Origin of the sequence: Microlunatus sagamiharensis (assembly GCF_900105785.1) — a bacterium.
In the GTDB taxonomy this organism is placed as follows: Bacteria; Actinomycetota; Actinomycetes; order Propionibacteriales; family Propionibacteriaceae; genus Microlunatus; species Microlunatus sagamiharensis.
Window position 1 is genome coordinate 4,108,063 of the sequence record NZ_LT629799.1, and the last position, 16,390, is coordinate 4,124,452.

A 16,390-nucleotide genomic window follows, 5' to 3' on the forward strand; every position below is an offset into this window, starting at 1 on the left:
GCGCGGCGGGCGCGAGAGGTCATGGTCTTGATGGTAGCCAGCGGACGTATGCCGCCCGTCCGGGCGACGGGGCGGCCGGTCCACCCCGATCGCTAGGCTCCCGCCATGACCACGTGGGAGTACCTGACGGCGCCGTTGCTCGTGCACGCGACCCAGCAGATCCTGAACAACTTCGGGGCGGAGGGCTGGGAGCTCGTGCAGGTCGTCCCGGGCCCCAACCCCAACAGCCTGGTGGCGTACTTCAAGCGCCCCGTGACGGGCTGATCCCGTGACGAGTGACGCCGACCGGCCGGGCTCGCCGACCGCCAGGCTCGAGGCGCTCGGCCTGACCCTGCCGGCGGTCGCGCCGCCGGTGGCCGCGTACGTCCCGGCGGTCCGGATGGGCTCGACGGTCTGGACCAGCGGCCAGCTGCCCTTCGTCGAGGGCCGGCTGCCGGCGACCGGCGTGGTCGGTGACGGCCTGCGCTCCGCGGTCGACGCCGAGTCGGCGTACGGCTACGCCCGCACCGCGGCCCTCAACGCGCTGGCCGCGGTCGCCGAGCAGGCCGGCGGTCTCGACCAGGTCGTCCGGATCCTCAAGGTCGTCGTCTTCGTGGCGAGCGCCCCGGACTTCACCGGTCAGCCCGGCGTGGCCAACGGCGCGAGCGAGCTCTTCGGCGAGGTCTTCGGCAGCGCGCACGCGCGCAGCGCCGTCGGCGTCGTGGTGCTGCCGCTCGACTCGCCGGTCGAGGTCGAGGTCGTCGCCGAGGTCCGCACCAGCCCGGGCGTCGTCCCGGTCTGAGGACCCGCGCGGTGGGGTCGGTGCCGGCGAGGCGGTCGAGCGAGGTGCTCGACGGCTTCGCCCCGCCGGTGCCCGCGGCCGTCGCCGCGCGGGCCGAGGCGATGGCCGTCGGCAGGCGACCGGTGGAGCCGCGGCGCTCGGCCAGCGTCGTGCTGCTGCGCGACGGAGCTCGTCCGGGGATGGACCCGGCCCGCGGTGTCGAGGTCTACCTGATGCACCGGCACGAGCGGATGCCCTTCGCCCCCTCGGTCGCGGTCTTCCCCGGCGGGGGCGTCGACGCGGTCGACGTCTCGCCTTCTGCGGCGGCCGCGGACCCGGTGCTGGCCTGCGCGCTCCGCGAGACCGCGGAGGAGACGACCGTGCGGCTCGAGGCGGACGCCCTGGTGCCGTGGGCGCGCTGGGTCACGCCGGCGACCGAGCCCCGCCGCTACGACACGACCTTCTACCTCGCCGCGCTGCCCGGGGGCCAGGAGGCCCGCGACGTCTCGGGCGAGACGGTCCGCGCCGCCTGGACCCCGGTCCGGCAGGCCCTGGCCGACCGCGGGGCCGGCGACCTGGTGCTCATGCCGCCGACGTGGTCGATCCTGGCCGAGCTGACCGCCGCGCCGGACGTGGCGACGCTGCTGCGCGCGGGCGCGGGACGCCGGGTCGAGACGGTGCTGCCCCGGGTCGTGCCGCACGAGGGCGGGTGGCGGTTCGCGTACGAGGTGCTCGCATGACGGAGGTCCGATGAACACCCACCAGCGCGTCGAGCGGCTGGCGCCGGCGGTCGCCGGGGTGCTGGCGCCGAACCCGGGCCCGATGACCCTCGGCGGCACGAACACCTGGGTGCTCGGTCGCCCCGAGCCCGGCCCCGTCCTCGTCGTCGACCCCGGGCCCGACGACGAGGAGCACCTGCGCCGCGTGCTCGAGGTGGCCGGCGGGCGGGTGTCCGCGGTCCTCGTGACCCACCGGCACCTCGACCACGTGGCGGGCGCGGCGCGGTTCGCCGGGCTGGCGGGCTGCGGCGTCCGCGCCGTCGACCCGGCCTGGCGGGTCGGGGAGGACGGGCTGCCCGACGGCGCGGTGCTCGAGGTGTCGGGCGCCCGGGTCGAGGTGCTCGCCACGCCCGGTCACACCGACGACTCGGTGAGCCTGCTGCTCACCCACCAGGGGGAGGACGGCCCCGCCGGCCAGGGCGAGCAGGTCGACCTGCTGACCGGCGACACGGTGCTCGGCTTCGGCAGCACCGTCATCACGCACCCGGACGGCGACCTCGGTGCCTACCTGGCCTCGCTCGACCGCCTGCTCGACGTGGTCGCCACGCGGGCCGTCGCGCGCGTCCTGCCCGGGCACGGTCCGGTGGTCGCCGACCCTCGCGGGGTGCTGGAGGGCTACCGCCGGCACCGGCAGGAGCGCCTCGCCCAGGTCCGCGGGGCCGTGGCGGCCGGCGCGTCGAGCCCGGAGGACGTCGTGCGGGCGGTCTACCCCGAGGTGCTCGGGACGCCGCTCGAGCGCGCGGCGCTCCAGTCGGCCCGCGCCCAGCTCGACCACCTGGCCGCTCATCGCGAGCCCTAGGTCCACGCACAGCAAGCACACAGAAGCGGGGCGCACCGTAGTCGCATGACCTCGGAAGACCAGCGCGGCAGCGGCGACAGCAACCCCTCGGGCACCCCCTCCGGCTACGGCCGGTCCGAGGCGGACCAGCCCTGGTTCCCCTTCTCCTCGTCGGAGCAGGACAGCCAGGGCACGGGCGGCTACCCGCCGCCCGCGAATGGTGGCTGGGGCGGCTCGCACCCGTCGGGCTGGGACGCGCAGCAGCACGGCGCCCCGCAGGCCGCGGGTCAGCAGGGACCTCAGCAGGGCGGCCAGCGCTGGGGGAGCGCCGCGTACGGCGGCTACGGCACCACCCCGTCCTACGGGACCGGCGCGTACGGGGGCCAGCAGTACGGCGCCCAGGCCTACGCGCAGCCGGCCGCGACCACGGTGCTCGAGCGCCCGAAGCGCCGCCGCGGTGGCCTGATCGCCGCAGCCGCGCTGGCCGCGGTCGTCGGCGCCGGGGCGGGCATCGGCTCGTACGCGACGCTCGGCGGCTCGACCGGGGCGACCTCGCCGATCAGCGTGACCACGGTCCCGGCCGCCAACAGCCCGGTCCTCGACGGCACGGTGAGCGCCGCGGCGGCCAAGATCGACCCGTCGGTCGTGACCATCACGGTGCAGGCCGGCAGCAGCGGCGACATCGGCAGCGGCGTCGTGCTCGACACCGAGGGCCACATCCTCACCAACGACCACGTCGTCTCCGCGGCCGCCGGCTCGGGGCGCTCGAGCGTCACCGTCACCTTCCCCGACGGCCGTACGGCGCCCGCCACCGTGGTCGGCACCTCGGGGACGAACGACCTCGCGGTGATCAAGGTCGACGGCGTCTCGGACCTCAAGCCCGCGGTCTTCGCCAAGTCCGACTCGATCAAGGTCGGCCAGGCCGTGGTCGCCGCCGGCGCCCCCCTCGGGCTGGCGGAGTCCGTGACCAGCGGCATCGTCTCCAACACGGCGCGGCCGGTCCGTTCCGGCGACGACAACGACGCGGTCTACCTCGCCGTGCAGACCGACGCCGCGATCAACCCCGGCAACTCCGGCGGCCCGCTCGTCGACCTGAACGGCTCGGTGGTCGGCATCAACTCCTCCATCGCGAGCACGAGCTCCGGCTCGCAGGGCAGCCAGTCCGGCAACATCGGCATCGGCTTCGCCATCCCCTCCGACGTCGCCGTCCGCGTCGCCAGCGAGCTCATCGCCAACGGCAAGTCGGTGAACGCGGCCCTCGGGGTGACGGTCGGCGGTGCGGACAACGGCATCTCGACGGCCACCGGCGTCCCGCTGCAGAGCGTCACCGCGAACGGCGCGGCCGCGGCGGCCGGGCTGCGCGAGGGCGACACGGTCACCAAGGTCGACGACTTCCACACCACGACGCCGGACGGCCTCATCGCTGCGACCCGCTACTACGCGCCGGGCACGACGGTGACCGTCACCTACGTCCGCGACGGCGGCGCCCCGCAGACCGTGGACGTCAAGCTCGGCAGCGCCTAACTTCTGTCCTCGCTCCGCTCGGACGCGGCTCGCGCTCCGACCCGGCGCCTTCCTCCCTCCCTCGCAGGACGAGAAGCATGTCCTGCTCCTCCGGTCGTCCAGGCACCGGCGCGCGACCCGGCGGTGGTCATCGACCCCGTCGGGTCTGGCGTCCTATTCGAACGTGTGATCTGATAGTCGGGTGCGATGGGCTGGTCAGTCGGTGAGCGGGGTGGTCTCCGACCCCGACGCGCTGCCGGGCCTGGAGGAGATGCCCGGCCTGGTGCGCACCGTCCGGACGCCGGAGTTCGCCGGGGTCACGTTCCACGAGGTGATGGCCCGCTCGGCGCTCAACCACGTGCCGGCGAGCTCGGACAGCCCGTTCGACTGGACGGTCAACCCCTACAGGGGCTGTACGCACGCCTGCGTCTACTGCTTCGCCCGCAGGACGCACTCCTACCTCGACCTCGACACCGGCGTGGACTTCGACTCCGAGATCGTCGTCAAGGTCAACGTCGCCGAGGTCCTCGCCCGCGAGCTGGGGCGGCCCTCCTGGGGCCGCGAACCCGTCGCCCTCGGCACCAACACCGACCCCTACCAGCGGGCCGAGGGCCGCTACCGGCTGATGCCGGGGATCATCGAGGCGTTCGCGGGGTCGGGGACGCCGTTCTCGGTCCTGACCAAGGGCACCACGCTGCGCCGGGACCTGCCGCTGCTGGCCCGGGCGGGGGAGCGCGTGCCGGTGACGCTCGGCGTCTCCCTCGCCGTCCTCGACGAGGACCTCCACGCGACCCTCGAGCCGGGCACCCCGTCGCCGCGGGCGCGGCTCGAGCTGGTCCGCAGCATCCGCGCGGCCGGCCTGCCCTGCCAGGTGCTGGTCGCGCCCGTCCTGCCGCACCTGACGGACTCCGACGAGGACCTCGAGCGCGTGGTCGGCGCGGTCGCCGAGGCGGGCGCCACGTCGGCGTCGGTGATGGCGCTGCACCTGCGGCCCGGGGCCCGGGAGTGGTTCCTGCGCTGGCTCGGCCGCGAGCACCCCGAGCTGGCGGAGCCGTACGCGGAGCTCTACCGCGGCGGGTCCTACGTGCTCAAGTCGTACGCGTCCGACCTCGCCGAGCGCGTCCGGCCGGTGCTGCGGCGCCACGGCCTCGACCGGGCGACCGGCTGGCGCCGGCCCTCGCAGGTCCGCCGTACTGGTTGAACCTCCGCATGGGGCTAGCGCGCGCGGCGCTCCACGCGCTCGACGTCGAGCAGGGTGACCGAGCGCGGCTCGAGCCGGATCCAGCCGCGGGCGGCGAAGTCGGCCAGGGCTTTGTTCACCGTCTCCCGCGACGCCCCGACGAGCTGGGCCAGCTCCTCCTGGGTCAGGTCGTGGTGGACGTGCACGCCGTCGTCCTTGCGGTCGCCGAAACGGCGGGCGAGCTCGAGCAGCTGCTTGGCCACCCGCCCGGGCACGTCGGAGAAGACGAGGTCGGCGACGACGTCGTTCGCGCGGCGCAGCCGGGCGGCGAGCTGGCCGAGCAGGCTCCGTGCCACCTCGGGGTGGTCGCTGAGCCAGGCCATGAGCTCGTCGTGCTCGAGCACGCGGACCTCGGCGGCGGTCACGGCGGTCGCCGTGCTCGAGCGCGGGCCCGGGTCGAACACCGACAGCTCACCGAACATCTGGCCGGGGCCGAGCACGGCGAGCAGGTTCTCCCGGCCCGCCGAACCGCTGCGGCCGAGCTTGATCTTGCCGGCGACGACGACGTACAGCCGGTCCTCGGTCTCGCCCTCGCGGAAGAGGATCTGGCCCTTGGTCAGGCGCAGCGAGCCCATGGCCTGCTCGAGTGCCGCGGCGCTGGCCTCGTCGAGCTCCGCGAAGAGAGGAGCCTTGGTCAACACCTCGGGATCCACCGGCGCCCTCCTGTATCCCTCGTCACAGTGAACAACAACCTACCGTCGTCGCGCAGCATCGAGGAGGACGGGACCGCCCGAGGTCGGGCAGCCCCCTCACGTTAGCGGCGGATCCCCAGCCGAGGACGAGAGGTCGCAGGAACGGGACTCGGACGTAGGGTGGCGCGGTGAGCCCGAGCGACAGCCGGACCGCCCTGGTCCGCCGAGCCCGCGCCATCGACAGGACCCTCGCGGGCACCTATCCCGACGCGCACGTCGAGCTCGACTTCACCACGCCGCTCGAGCTGCTGGTGGCCACGATCCTGTCCGCGCAGAGCACGGACAAGCGGGTCAACACGATCACCCCGACGCTCTTCGCCCGCTATCCCGACGCGGCGGCGTACGCGGGCGCGGACCGCGCCGAGCTCGAGGTGCTGATCACCCCGACCGGGTTCTTCCGCGCCAAGACCGACACCCTGCTCAAGCTCGGCGCCCAGCTCGTGGAGCGCTTCGACGGCGAGGTGCCGACGACGCTGCGCGAGCTCGTGACCCTGCCGGGCGTCGGCCGCAAGACCGCGAACGTCGTGCTGGGCAACGCGTTCGGAGTCCCCGGCATCACCGTCGACACCCACTTCGGTCGGCTCTCGCGCCGCTTCGGCTGGACGAGCGACACCGACCCGGACCTCGTCGAGGCCCAGGTCGGCGCGCTCTTCCCCAAGAAGGACTGGGTCATGCTGTGCCACCACGTGATCTGGCACGGCCGCCGGCGCTGCCACGCCCGCAACCCCGCGTGCGGCGCGTGCCCGGTCGCGCGGCTCTGCCCCTCGTACGGGGAGGGCGAGACCGACCCGACCAAGGCCGCCAAGCTCGTCCGCGAGCCGCGCGGATGACGGCGCGGGCACGCGCGGCGGCGCTGGCGCTGCTCGCCGCGCTCGTGCTCGCCGGGTGCACCGAGACGCCGAGCGTGGTCCGCGGTCCCGCCGCGAGCGGCTCGGCCTCCGGCGGCGGGGCGGTGCAGGCCCCGGCCGACGCCGACCCGGCGCCGAACGTCGACCTGGCCACCGCCAAGCGCGCAGCCGGGATCCCGGACTGCCCGACGAGCGGGGCCGCGCCGGTCGAGGACGGGCTGCCCGAGGTCACCGTGGAGTGCCTGGGCGGCGGACGTCCCGTGACGCTCTCCGGGCTACGCGGCCCGATGCTGGTCAACGTCTGGGGGTCGTGGTGCGGCCCCTGCCGGGCGGAGGCCCCCTTCCTGGCGGAGGCCGGGCGCTCGAGCGCGGTCAGGGTCCTCGGCGTCGACTACCCCGACGTGCCCGAGGCCGCCGTGGAGTCCGCCGGTTCGGCCGGCTGGACCTATCCCCAGCTGTACGACGCCGACCTCGCCTTCCGCACCCGCCTCCAGGTGATGGCCCTGCCGCAGACCTTCTTCGTGCGCGAGGACGGCACGGTCGCCGGCCGGCACGCGGGCCCGTTCACCTCGTCGGCGCAGCTCGACGACCTGAGCCGTCAGTACCTGGGCGTCGCCCCGTGAGCGCCGCGTCGCAGACGGGCGCCGAGCCCGGGATGCCCGCCTGGGTCGCGCGCCTCCGCGACGAGCTGCACCGCGAGGACCGGACCTGGGTCGACGCCCTCCGGCCCGCGCAGGGTGCGCGCCAGTCCGCCGTCCTCGCGCTCTTCGGCGAGGGGCCGGCGGGGCCCGAGGTGCTGCTGGTCGAGCGCGCGCTGACCCTGCGCTCGCACCCCGGCCAGATCGCCTTCCCCGGCGGGGGTGCCGACCCCGAGGACGTCGACCTCACCGACACCGCGCTGCGGGAGGCGTACGAGGAGTGCGGCGTGCTGCGGGAGGGCGTCGAAGTGCTCGGCCTGCTGCCGCCCGCGCACGTGCGCGTGAGCGGCTTCGACGTGACGACGGTCGTGGCCTGGTGGCGCACGCCGCACGCGGCCGCCCCGGGCGACCCCGCCGAGGTCGCCTCCGTGCTGAGGGTGCCCGTCGCCGACCTCGTGGACCCGGCCCGCCGGGCCACCGCGGTGCACCCGCTGGGCTACCGCGGCCCGGCCTTCGCCGTGGCCGACCACCTCGTGTGGGGGCTGACCGCCCACCTGCTCGACGCCGTCCTCGACCTCGCCGGCTGGAGCCGGCCGTGGGACGCGGCGCGCGAGGTGGAGATCCCCGACCGCTACCTGAGCGACCGCCGGGCCACGAGCCTGGCCCGAGACGACGGAGGACCCGATGTCCACTGAATCCACCCCGACCCCGACGCGCGCCGACCGCACCCCGCGGCCGATCAGCGACGCCGACCGCGCGGAGCTGGAGGAGCGCTGGCACGCTGTGCTGCCGCACCAGGCCGAGCTCGGCCAGGCGCTCGTCGAGCGCTACCGCGAGCCGCACCGTCGCTACCACGACACCCGCCACCTGCTGGCGGTGCTGCGCCACGTCGACGCCTTCGCCGGCGACCAGGACCTCTTCCTCGTCCGGCTGGGCGCCTGGTTCCACGACGCCGTCTACGACGTCCCCGAGCGCGAGCTCACCAACGAGGAGTCTTCGGCGCGCCTCGCCCTGCGCGAGCTGAGCCGGGCCGGCTTCGAGCAGGAGGACCTGACGCAGGTCGCCCGGCTCGTACGCCTGACCGCCGACCACCTGCCCGGCACCCGCGACCCGGAGGGCGACCTGCTCTGCGACGCCGACCTGGCCGTGCTGGGCGGCACGCCGGAGGAGTACGCCGCGTACGTCGCCGACGTCCGTGAGGAGCACGCGGCCGTCGGCGACGAGGCGTTCTTCGCCGGCCGGCTCGCGGTGCTGACACCGCTGCTGGAGCGTGAGCTGTTCCGCACGGGCAAGGGCAAGCAGCTCGCCGGGCGGGCCCGGACGAACCTGCGCACCGAGGTCCTCGAGCTGTCCGAACGGCTCGGCGTGGAGCCGCCGAAGGCCGCGCGGGAGGCCTGAGCCGGGGGCTCCCCGGGGCCGGCGACGGGGTCGGCGGGCCGCCCGGGCGTCGTGGCAGGCTGGCCCCATGACGGCCTCGACGACACCGACGACCTCGACCGGGACCAGCGCAGGGACGGGGGTCGAGCGGGCCGAGGGCTGGTGGCGCGACGCCGTCGTCTACCAGATCTACCCCCGTAGCTTCGCCGACAGCAACGGCGACGGCACGGGCGACCTGCGCGGGATCATCGACCACCTCGACCACCTCTCCGAGCTCGGGGTCGACGTCGTGTGGCTCTCGCCGGTCTACGCCTCGCCGATGGACGACAACGGCTACGACATCTCCGACTACCAGCGGATCGACCCGCTGTTCGGCTCGCTCGAGGACATGGACGAGCTGCTGGAGCAGGCCCACGCCCGCGGCATCAAGATCGTCATGGACCTCGTGGTCAACCACACCAGCGACGAGCACGCCTGGTTCGAGGAGTCCCGCCGTCCCGGGTCGGCCAAGCGCGACTGGTACTGGTGGCGCCCTGCCCTCGAGGGCCACGAGCCCGGCACCCCCGGCGCGGAGCCGACGAACTGGTCGAGCTTCTTCTCACCCTCGGCCTGGCAGTACGACGAGGCCAGCGGCGAGTACTACCTGCACCTCTTCACCCGCAAGCAGCCCGACCTCAACTGGGAGAACCCGGAGGTCCGCCAGGCCGTCTACGCGATGATGCGCTGGTGGGTCGACCGCGGCGTCGACGGCTTCCGCATGGACGTCATCAACCTCATCTCCAAGCCGGTCGAGCTGCGCGACCTCGAGCCCGAGGCGGGGCACGCGTACGCCTTCCCCGGCGCGGAGGTGGCGCACGGGCCGCGGCTGCAGGAGTTCCTGCGCGAGATGAACGAGGCGGTCGGGCTGGACCGCCACCGCCTGCTCACCGTGGGGGAGATGCCCGGCTCGACGATCGAGGACGCCCGCGCCATCACCGACCCGGGCGCCGGGATGCTGAACATGGTCTTCACCTTCGAGCACATGAACGTCGACGTCGGCCCCAGCGGCAACAAGTTCGACCCGGTGCCGCTCGACCTCGTCGCGCTCAAGCGCAACCTCGAGAGCTGGCAGGTCGGCCTCGCCGACGTCGGCTGGAACTCGCTCTACTGGGACAACCACGACCAGCCGCGCGCGGTGTCGCGGTTCGGCGACGACTCGCCCGAGCACCGCGTGGCCTCGGCCAAGACGCTGGCCAGCGTCCTGCACGCGCACCGCGGGACGCCGTACGTCTACCAGGGCGACGAGCTGGGGATGACGAACACGCAGTTCGTCGACATCTCCTCCTACGCCGACGTGGAGTCGCTGAACTACCACGCGCAGGCGACCTCGCTGGGCGTCGCGGCGGAGGAGATCATGGCGGGCCTCGCCGTGCGCAGCCGCGACAACGCGCGCACGCCGATGCAGTGGGACGACACGCACCAGGCCGGCTTCACCCAGGGCGTGCCGTGGCTCTCGGTCAACCCGAACTACGTCGTGGTCAACGCTCGTGCGGAGCGGCAGGACCCGGCCTCGGTGTTCCACCACGTGCGGCGGCTGATCGAGCTGCGCCACGAGCAGCCGGTGCTGGCCGAGGGGCGTTTCGAGCTGCTGCTCGGCGACGACCCGCAGCTCTGGGTCGTGCGCCGGACGCTGGGCGAGCAGACGCTGCTGCTCGTCGCGAACTGCTCCTCGGCTCCGGCGACGGTGGCGGAGGGTTCGCTGCCGGCGCTCGACGCCGCTCAGCTGCTGCTGGCGACGCACGGCGACCGCCGTGGCGCCGAGCTCGCGCCGTGGGAGTCGCGGATGTTCCTGGTCTGAGCCAGGCGCCAGACGACGAAGGGGCCCCACGCGCAGCGGCGCGCGGGTCCCCTTCGTGCGTGCTGGACGCCCAGGGGCGATCGCCCTACTTGCGGGCGATCGCCTTGGTGCCGTCCTTGCTGCCCTTGATCGCGGCGAGGGTCTGCTGCGCCGACGTCTTGATCGCGTCGACGGTCTCCTTCGCCTGCTTGATCGAGCGCTGCGGCGGCTTGACCTTCTTGATCATCGTGTAGCCGACCGCGCCCAGCAGGCCCGCGAGGAGCAGGAGCGCGCCGCCGACGATGAGGAACGAGGCCCACTCGGGCAGCCCGAGGCGCACGAGGACGTAGACCACGCAGAAGTAGAGGATGAAGACGGCCGAGACCCCGAAGAAGGCCGCGCCCGCGAGCAGACCGGCCCCGATGCCCCCCGCCTTGGCCGCCGGTGCGAGCTCCGTCTTCGCCAGCTGGACCTCGTCGCGCACCAGCTCCTTGACGTCGCCACTGATGGCGCGGACGATGTCGCCCACTCCCTGATCAGCCATGCTGCTCCCTTCGTCGGTCGCGAGCCTAGTGGTTGGGCCGGGTCCCTCACGGACGCGCCCGCCCGAGTCGTGTCCCGGGCGCCCGCGGCTAAGGGTCGACGACGACGGCGGGTGCCGCCGGGCGGGTGCGGGCGAGGAGCAGCAGCCCGCCGACGACCACGGCGACGACGGCCGTGGCCCAGCCGAGGGCCCGCCAGCTCGCCTCCGTGGTGAAGCCCGCGGCCGCGAACGAGCCGCCGACCTGCGCGGCGATGCCGAGCACCTCGGCGACCGGCTGCACGCGGCCGCGCTCGGAGGGGCGGTAGGACGAGGCGATCATCGCGCTGCCGCCGGAGTAGGCGAGGTTCCAGCCCACGCCGACCGCGAACATCGCGGTGAGGTAGAGCGGGAGCGCCGCCCCGCCGGCCGCGGCGAGGCCCGCGAGCAGGATGACCGCGCAGCCCAGCGCGGCGACGCGGCGCTCGCCGAGCCGCCCGATGACGCGGGGCACGAGGAAGCCGGGCGCGAACATCCCGACCAGGTGCAGCTGGATGGCCAGCGCCGCCTGCCCGGGCGTGCGGCCCGCCGAGAGCCCGAGGATCGGGCCGGCGGTCATCAGCGCGAGCATCGTCAGCGCCGCGGCCACGGCGGACGCGACGCCGAGCAGCAGCACCGGCTGGCGCCAGAGCACGGCGTACGGGCGTGGGGGCTGGGTCGGCACGGCGGCCGGCCCGGTCGTGGCCGAGGACGCGGGGAGCCAGAGGCGGGTGTTCCAGAGCGCGGCGCCGAGGCCGAGGGCGGCGACCAGGAGGTAGGAGGCGACGTACGGCGTCGCGGTCACGTCGCGCACACCGGTCGCGGCGAAGGGGCCGACGAGCGCCGCGACGAGGCCGCCGGCGAGGACCGTGCTCACCGCGCGGGCCCGGGCGTCGGGGTTCGCGTCGGCGGCCAGGTAGCGGTAGTAGCCGGCGGTCGCGTTCGACGCCCCCACGACCGCGGTGCCGAGGCAGAAGAGCGCGAACGAGCCGTGGGCGATGGCCACCGCCGAGACGGTGCCGCCGAGCGCCGCCACCAGCCCCGAGGCGACGAACGTCGCCCGGTGGCCGAAGCGCCCGATGCAGCGCGACGCCACGAACGTGGTCAGGCCCGCGGCCATGAACAGCAGGCTGAAGGGGAGCGTGGCGAGGGCGGGCGTGGGGGCCGTCGTGGCGCCGACGATGCCGGTCAGCGTGAGGTCCACGCTGGAGGCCGCGACGAAGAAGGCCTGCGCGACCGCGAGGTGCCGGACGACGTGCGGTGCTCGGGTCACCGGTGCAGCCTGCCCTGCCGCGCGAGGCGCGGCCAGCGATAATCCTCCGGTGAGCCGGGCGGTCGAGGAGCGCAACCGGGCGATGCTGCGGGCGCGGGACGCGATGGACGCCGCGTACGGGCGCGAGCTCGACGTCGCCGAGCTGGCCCGGATCGCCTGCTGCTCGCCGAGCCACTTCATCCGGACCAACGCCCGCGACGTTCGGGGAGACGCCGCACCGCTACCTCCAGCGGCGCCGGGTCGAGCGCGCGATGCACCTGCTCCGGACCACGTCCATGCCGGTGACCGAGGTGTGCTGGGCGGTCGGCTTCTCGAGCCTGGGGACGTTCACGCGCACGTTCGTGCGGGTGGTCGGCGAGACCCCGACCGCGTGCCGCAGGCGGGGTCCGCTGCCGCCGGTGCCGTCGTGCTTCGCCATGGCCTGGCTCAGACCGAGCAGTTTCGCCAGATGCGGACCGCGCAGCGGCTGGATAGCGTCGCCGCCATGATCACCTCGCTGGCCATCACCTCCCTCTACGTCCTCGACCAGGACGAGGCCGTCGACTTCTACGTCGGCACGCTCGGCCTCGAGGTCGCGAACGACCTCGACCTCGGCTTCATGCGCTGGCTGACCGTGAAGGTCCCGGGCGAGTCGCGCGAGATCCTGCTCGAGCGCCCGGGTGCCCCGGCCATGGACGACACGACCGCCGGGCAGGTGCGCGAGCTCGTCGCCAAGGGCGCCAGCGCCGGCACGCTGTTCTTCCAGACCGACGACGTCCAGGGCCTGTGGGACTCCTTGAAGGCCAAGGGCGTCGACCTGCCGGAGGAACCGGTGGACCGCGGCTACGGCCGCGACTTCGGCTTCCGCGACCCCTTCGGCAACCACGTCCGCGTCTCCCAGCCGCCGCGCTGACGGGCTCCCGCCGGTTTTCTCACCGGCATCGCGGTCGAGGGCCTCCAGGAGGGCCTTCTCCGCGCACTGCGGTAAGAAAACCGGCGGGAGCGTCGACCTAGGCCGTGTCTCTCAGCCGCGCCAGCACCCGTCGGAATGGAGAGACACGACCTAGTCCTCCGAGGAGGTCGTGGCCAGGTTGCCCTTGATGAGGTCCATGACCGTCGAGTCGGTGAGCGTCGTGACGTCGCCGAGCTCGCGGTTCTCCGCCACGTCGCGGAGCAGGCGCCGCATGATCTTGCCCGAGCGGGTCTTGGGCAGCTCGTCGACGACCATGATCTGCCGCGGCCTGGCGATTGCGCCGATGTCCTTGGCCACGTGGCGGCGCAGCTCGTCGACCACGTCCGGCCCGCCGTCGCCGGCCTCGCTGCGCAGGATGACGAAGGCGACGATCGCCTGGCCCGTCGTCTCGTCGGACGCCCCGACGACCGCCGCCTCGGCGACCTTGGGGTGGCTGACCAGGGACGACTCGATCTCGGTGGTCGACATCCGGTGGCCGGAGACGTTCATGACGTCGTCCACGCGGCCGAGCAGCCAGATGTCGCCGTCGGCGTCGAGCTTGGCCCCGTCGCCGGCGAAGTAGACGCCGGGGAAACGGGACCAGTAGGTGTCGACGTAGCGCTGCTGGTCGCCCCAGATCCCGCGCAGCATCGCCGGCCACGGCCGGTCGATCACGAGGTACCCGGCCGCGTCGTCGCTGACCGGCTGGCCCTCGTCGTTGACGACCTTGACGCTCACGCCGGGGACCGCGCGCATGGCCGCGCCCGGCTTGCCCTCGGCGACGCCCGGCATCGGCGAGATCATGTGCATGCCCGTCTCGGTCTGCCACCACGTGTCGACGACCGGCGTGCGGTCGTGGCCGATGTGCTCGCGGTACCAGACGTACGCCTCGGGGTTGATCGGCTCGCCGACCGAGCCCAGCAGCCGCAGGCTCGACAGGTCGGCCTTGGCCGGGATCTCGGCGCCCCACTTCATGAACGTGCGGATGGCCGTCGGTGCGCAGTAGAGGATCGTCACGCCGTACTTGTCGACGACGTCCCACCAGCGCCCCTGGTGCGGGGTGTCGGGCGTCCCCTCGTACATGACGCTCGTCGTGCCGTTGGCCAGCGGGCCGTAGACGAGGTAGGAGTGCCCGGTCACCCAGCCGATGTCGGCCGCGGTCCAGAAGACGTCGGTCTCGGGCTTGAGGTCGAAGGTCGCCCAGTGCGTGTACGCGACGCCGGTGAGGTAGCCGCCGGTGGTGTGGAAGATGCCCTTGGGCTGACCGGTGCTGCCGCTCGTGTACATGATGTAGAGCGGGTGCTCGGCCTCGAACGCCTCGTACGCGTGCTCGGTCGGCTGGCGGTCCACGAGGTCGTGCCACCACACGTCGCGGCCCTCGGTCATGGCCGTCTCCTGCTCGGTGCGGCGCACCACCAGCACGCTGCGCACCTCGGGGCAGCGCTCCAGCGCCTCGTCGACGGCCGGCTTGAGCGCCGACGCCTTGCCCTTGCGGTAACCGCCGTCGGCGGTGATCACCACCTCGACGCCGCAGTCGAGGATGCGCGTCGCGAGCGCGTCGGAGGAGAAGCCGCCGAACACGACCGTGTGCGGTGCGCCGATCCGTGCGCAGGCGAGCATCGCCACCGCGGCCTCGGGGATCATCGGCATGTAGATGGCGACCCGGTCGCCGGCCTTCACGCCCAGCTCGACGAGGGCGTTCGCGGCCTGGCAGACCTGCGCGGTCAGCTCGGCGTAGGTGATGGTGCGGGTGTCACCCGGCTCGCCCTCGAAGTGGAACGCGACCCGCTCGCCCAGGCCGGCCTCGACGTGGCGGTCGAGGCAGTTGTACGCGGCGTTGAGCCGCCCGTCGGCGAACCAGCGCGCGAACGGGGCGTCGCTCCAGTCGAGCGTCTGCGTCGGCTCGGTCTCCCAGGACAGCCGCCGGGCCTGCTCGGCCCAGAAGGCGACGTCGTCGGCGGCGGCAGCCTCGAAGGTCGCCTCGGTGACGTTGGCGTGCTCCGCCAGCCCCGGGGGCGGCGGGAAGCGCCGCTCCTCGGCCGACAGGCTCTCCAGCCCCTGGCCCTGCCCTGCCGCGTCCGCCACTTCAGGCCTCCTCGCCTCGCTCGTCCGTCGCGGTCACCCTACGACCGGCGCCGCGGCGGGGTTCGCGGTGGCCGGGTGTCCTAGGCCGAGCCGCGGTCGACGACCACGGTGGGCATGATCGTCACCCGCTCGACCTCGCGCCCCTCGACCAGGTCGATGAGCACGTCGGCCATCCGGCGCCCGACCTCGAGGGTCGGCTGGCGGACCGTGGTGAGCGGCGGCGTCGCGTTCTGCGCGAAGTAGTCGTCGTCCACGGTGACCACGCCGAGGTCGCGGGGGACCTCGAGACCGTGCTCACGCAGCACGCCGAGCGCGCCGGACGCCAGCTGGGCGCTCGCCGCGAAGAGCCCGTCGAAGGGCTCGCCCCGCGCGAGCAGCCGGCGCGCGGCCTCCGCGCCGCTGGCGGGGGAGAAGTCGGCGCGCTCGACCAGGTCGTCGGCCAGCCCCGCCTCCGCGAGCGCCCGGCGCCACCCCTCGAGCCGGTCCACGCCGGCGGCCATGTCGGCCGGGCCCGCGACGGTGGCGATGCGGCGACGGCCGGCCTCGACGAGCCGCCGCGTGACCTGCGCGGCGGCGACGACGTTGTCCACGTCGACGTAGCAGGGCAGCTCGCCCTCCTGGCTCATCGGACGCCCGCCGAAGACCAGTGGCAGCCGCCCCGCGAGGTGGGAGTACGAGCGGTCGTCCTCGTGGTGGGACAGCACGAGGGCACCGTCGACGCTGCCCGCGCGGAGGTAGCGGCGGACCTTGTCCTCGCTCCCGGCCGCGATGAGCAGCGCGAGGGTGAAGTCGGTCTCCGAGACCCGTGTCGCCGCGCCCTGGATGACCGAGGCGAAGTAGGGGTCGGTGAAGAAGGTCGCCGTGTTCTCCGGGATGACCAGGGCGAGGGTCTGCGTACGCCGGCTGACCAGCGTGCGGGCTGCCCGGTTGGGCGTGTAGCCGAGCTGCTCGATGGCCGCGGACACCGCCGCGATCGCCTCGGGCGTCACGCTCGGCGAGTCGTTGATGACCCGCGAGACCGTCGACTTGGAGACCCCGGCCGCCGCGGCGACCATCTTGAGCGTGGGGGTGTCGGACGCGGCGATCATCTGCGCCCCGTGGCTCTCACACC

At 74.1% G+C, this 16,390-nt stretch carries 18 protein-coding genes; 13 read left to right on the top strand and 5 right to left on the bottom strand.

What is annotated here, in order from left to right:
• Positions 1–105 precede the first annotated feature (105 nt).
• The 6 genes from BLU42_RS19025 (at position 106) to BLU42_RS19050 (ending at position 5,021) form a co-directional block, all read left to right on the top strand.
• Complete coding sequence (locus BLU42_RS19025) at positions 106–264, top strand: DUF4177 domain-containing protein (RefSeq protein ID WP_091078196.1); 159 nt, start codon at positions 106–108, stop codon at positions 262–264.
• A gap of 4 nt (positions 265–268) precedes the next feature.
• Entirely contained in the window at positions 269–781 is a 513-nt protein-coding gene (locus tag BLU42_RS19030) for a RidA family protein (protein WP_091078200.1), read from the top strand.
• A gap of 11 nt (positions 782–792) precedes the next feature.
• Entirely contained in the window at positions 793–1,500 is a 708-nt protein-coding gene (locus BLU42_RS19035) for an NUDIX hydrolase (protein ID WP_091078203.1), read from the top strand.
• A gap of 10 nt (positions 1,501–1,510) precedes the next feature.
• Complete coding sequence (locus tag BLU42_RS19040; protein WP_091078207.1) at positions 1,511–2,338, top strand: MBL fold metallo-hydrolase; 828 nt, start codon at positions 1,511–1,513, stop codon at positions 2,336–2,338.
• Between the two features lie 45 nt (positions 2,339–2,383).
• The gene (locus tag BLU42_RS19045; protein WP_091078210.1) at positions 2,384–3,841 is read left to right on the top strand and encodes a S1C family serine protease; all 1,458 of its coding nucleotides are present in this window, start codon (positions 2,384–2,386) and stop codon (positions 3,839–3,841) included.
• 181 nt (positions 3,842–4,022) lie between these two features.
• A complete protein-coding gene (locus BLU42_RS19050; protein ID WP_197680520.1) occupies positions 4,023–5,021 on the top strand; it encodes an Rv2578c family radical SAM protein in 999 nt (332 codons plus the stop codon).
• A 14-nt stretch (positions 5,022–5,035) separates the two neighbouring features.
• Here BLU42_RS19050 and BLU42_RS19055 read toward each other — a convergent pair whose 3' ends face one another.
• A complete protein-coding gene (locus tag BLU42_RS19055) occupies positions 5,036–5,713 on the bottom strand; it encodes a Crp/Fnr family transcriptional regulator (RefSeq protein WP_091078214.1) in 678 nt (225 codons plus the stop codon).
• A gap of 167 nt (positions 5,714–5,880) precedes the next feature.
• Between BLU42_RS19055 and nth the strand changes: the two genes are divergently transcribed.
• The 5 genes from nth (at position 5,881) to BLU42_RS19080 (ending at position 10,452) form a co-directional block, all read left to right on the top strand.
• On the top strand, positions 5,881–6,582 hold the full coding sequence (nth, locus tag BLU42_RS19060) for an endonuclease III (protein ID WP_091078217.1): 702 nt from the start codon (positions 5,881–5,883) through the stop codon (positions 6,580–6,582).
• Complete coding sequence (locus BLU42_RS19065) at positions 6,579–7,223, top strand: TlpA family protein disulfide reductase (protein ID WP_091078221.1); 645 nt, start codon at positions 6,579–6,581, stop codon at positions 7,221–7,223. Before nth ends, BLU42_RS19065 begins: the two co-directional genes overlap by 4 nt.
• Positions 7,220–7,933 carry an NUDIX hydrolase gene (locus BLU42_RS19070; protein ID WP_231918312.1) on the top strand — a complete coding sequence of 238 codons (714 nt, stop codon included), beginning with the start codon at positions 7,220–7,222 and terminating at the stop codon, positions 7,931–7,933. Before BLU42_RS19065 ends, BLU42_RS19070 begins: the two co-directional genes overlap by 4 nt.
• Positions 7,923–8,636, top strand: coding sequence for an HD domain-containing protein (locus BLU42_RS19075; protein WP_091078225.1), 714 nt, complete (start codon positions 7,923–7,925; stop codon positions 8,634–8,636). Before BLU42_RS19070 ends, BLU42_RS19075 begins: the two co-directional genes overlap by 11 nt.
• Before the next feature lie 67 nt (positions 8,637–8,703).
• Complete coding sequence (locus BLU42_RS19080; protein ID WP_091078228.1) at positions 8,704–10,452, top strand: alpha-glucosidase; 1,749 nt, start codon at positions 8,704–8,706, stop codon at positions 10,450–10,452.
• Positions 10,453–10,537: 85 nt separating this feature from the next.
• Here the strand turns inward: BLU42_RS19080 and BLU42_RS19085 are convergent, their stop codons facing one another.
• Both BLU42_RS19085 and BLU42_RS19090 read right to left on the bottom strand, forming a co-directional pair.
• Positions 10,538–10,975, bottom strand: coding sequence for a phage holin family protein (locus BLU42_RS19085; protein ID WP_091078231.1), 438 nt, complete (start codon positions 10,973–10,975; stop codon positions 10,538–10,540).
• Positions 10,976–11,063: 88 nt separating this feature from the next.
• Positions 11,064–12,443 (bottom strand): MFS transporter, encoded by a 1,380-nt coding sequence (locus tag BLU42_RS19090; protein WP_197680521.1) that lies wholly within the window; start codon positions 12,441–12,443, stop codon positions 11,064–11,066.
• A 71-nt stretch (positions 12,444–12,514) separates the two neighbouring features.
• Here BLU42_RS19090 and BLU42_RS21750 point away from each other — a divergent pair, with 71 nt between their 5' ends.
• Together BLU42_RS21750 and BLU42_RS19100 are read left to right on the top strand one after the other, a co-directional pair.
• Positions 12,515–12,751 (top strand): helix-turn-helix domain-containing protein, encoded by a 237-nt coding sequence (locus BLU42_RS21750; RefSeq protein WP_407940229.1) that lies wholly within the window; start codon positions 12,515–12,517, stop codon positions 12,749–12,751.
• The gene (locus tag BLU42_RS19100; RefSeq protein WP_091078239.1) at positions 12,748–13,155 is read left to right on the top strand and encodes a VOC family protein; all 408 of its coding nucleotides are present in this window, start codon (positions 12,748–12,750) and stop codon (positions 13,153–13,155) included. The genes BLU42_RS21750 and BLU42_RS19100 overlap by 4 nt, the downstream gene beginning before the upstream one ends.
• Before the next feature lie 150 nt (positions 13,156–13,305).
• On the opposite strand, the gene acs is transcribed toward BLU42_RS19100, so the two are convergent.
• Together acs and BLU42_RS19110 are read right to left on the bottom strand one after the other, a co-directional pair.
• Positions 13,306–15,279, bottom strand: a complete 1,974-nt coding sequence (gene acs / locus BLU42_RS19105) for an acetate--CoA ligase (protein ID WP_091078243.1) — start codon at positions 15,277–15,279, stop codon at positions 13,306–13,308.
• Between the two features lie 80 nt (positions 15,280–15,359).
• A complete protein-coding gene (locus BLU42_RS19110) occupies positions 15,360–16,367 on the bottom strand; it encodes a LacI family DNA-binding transcriptional regulator (RefSeq protein WP_091078246.1) in 1,008 nt (335 codons plus the stop codon).
• Positions 16,368–16,390: the final 23 nt, after the last annotated feature.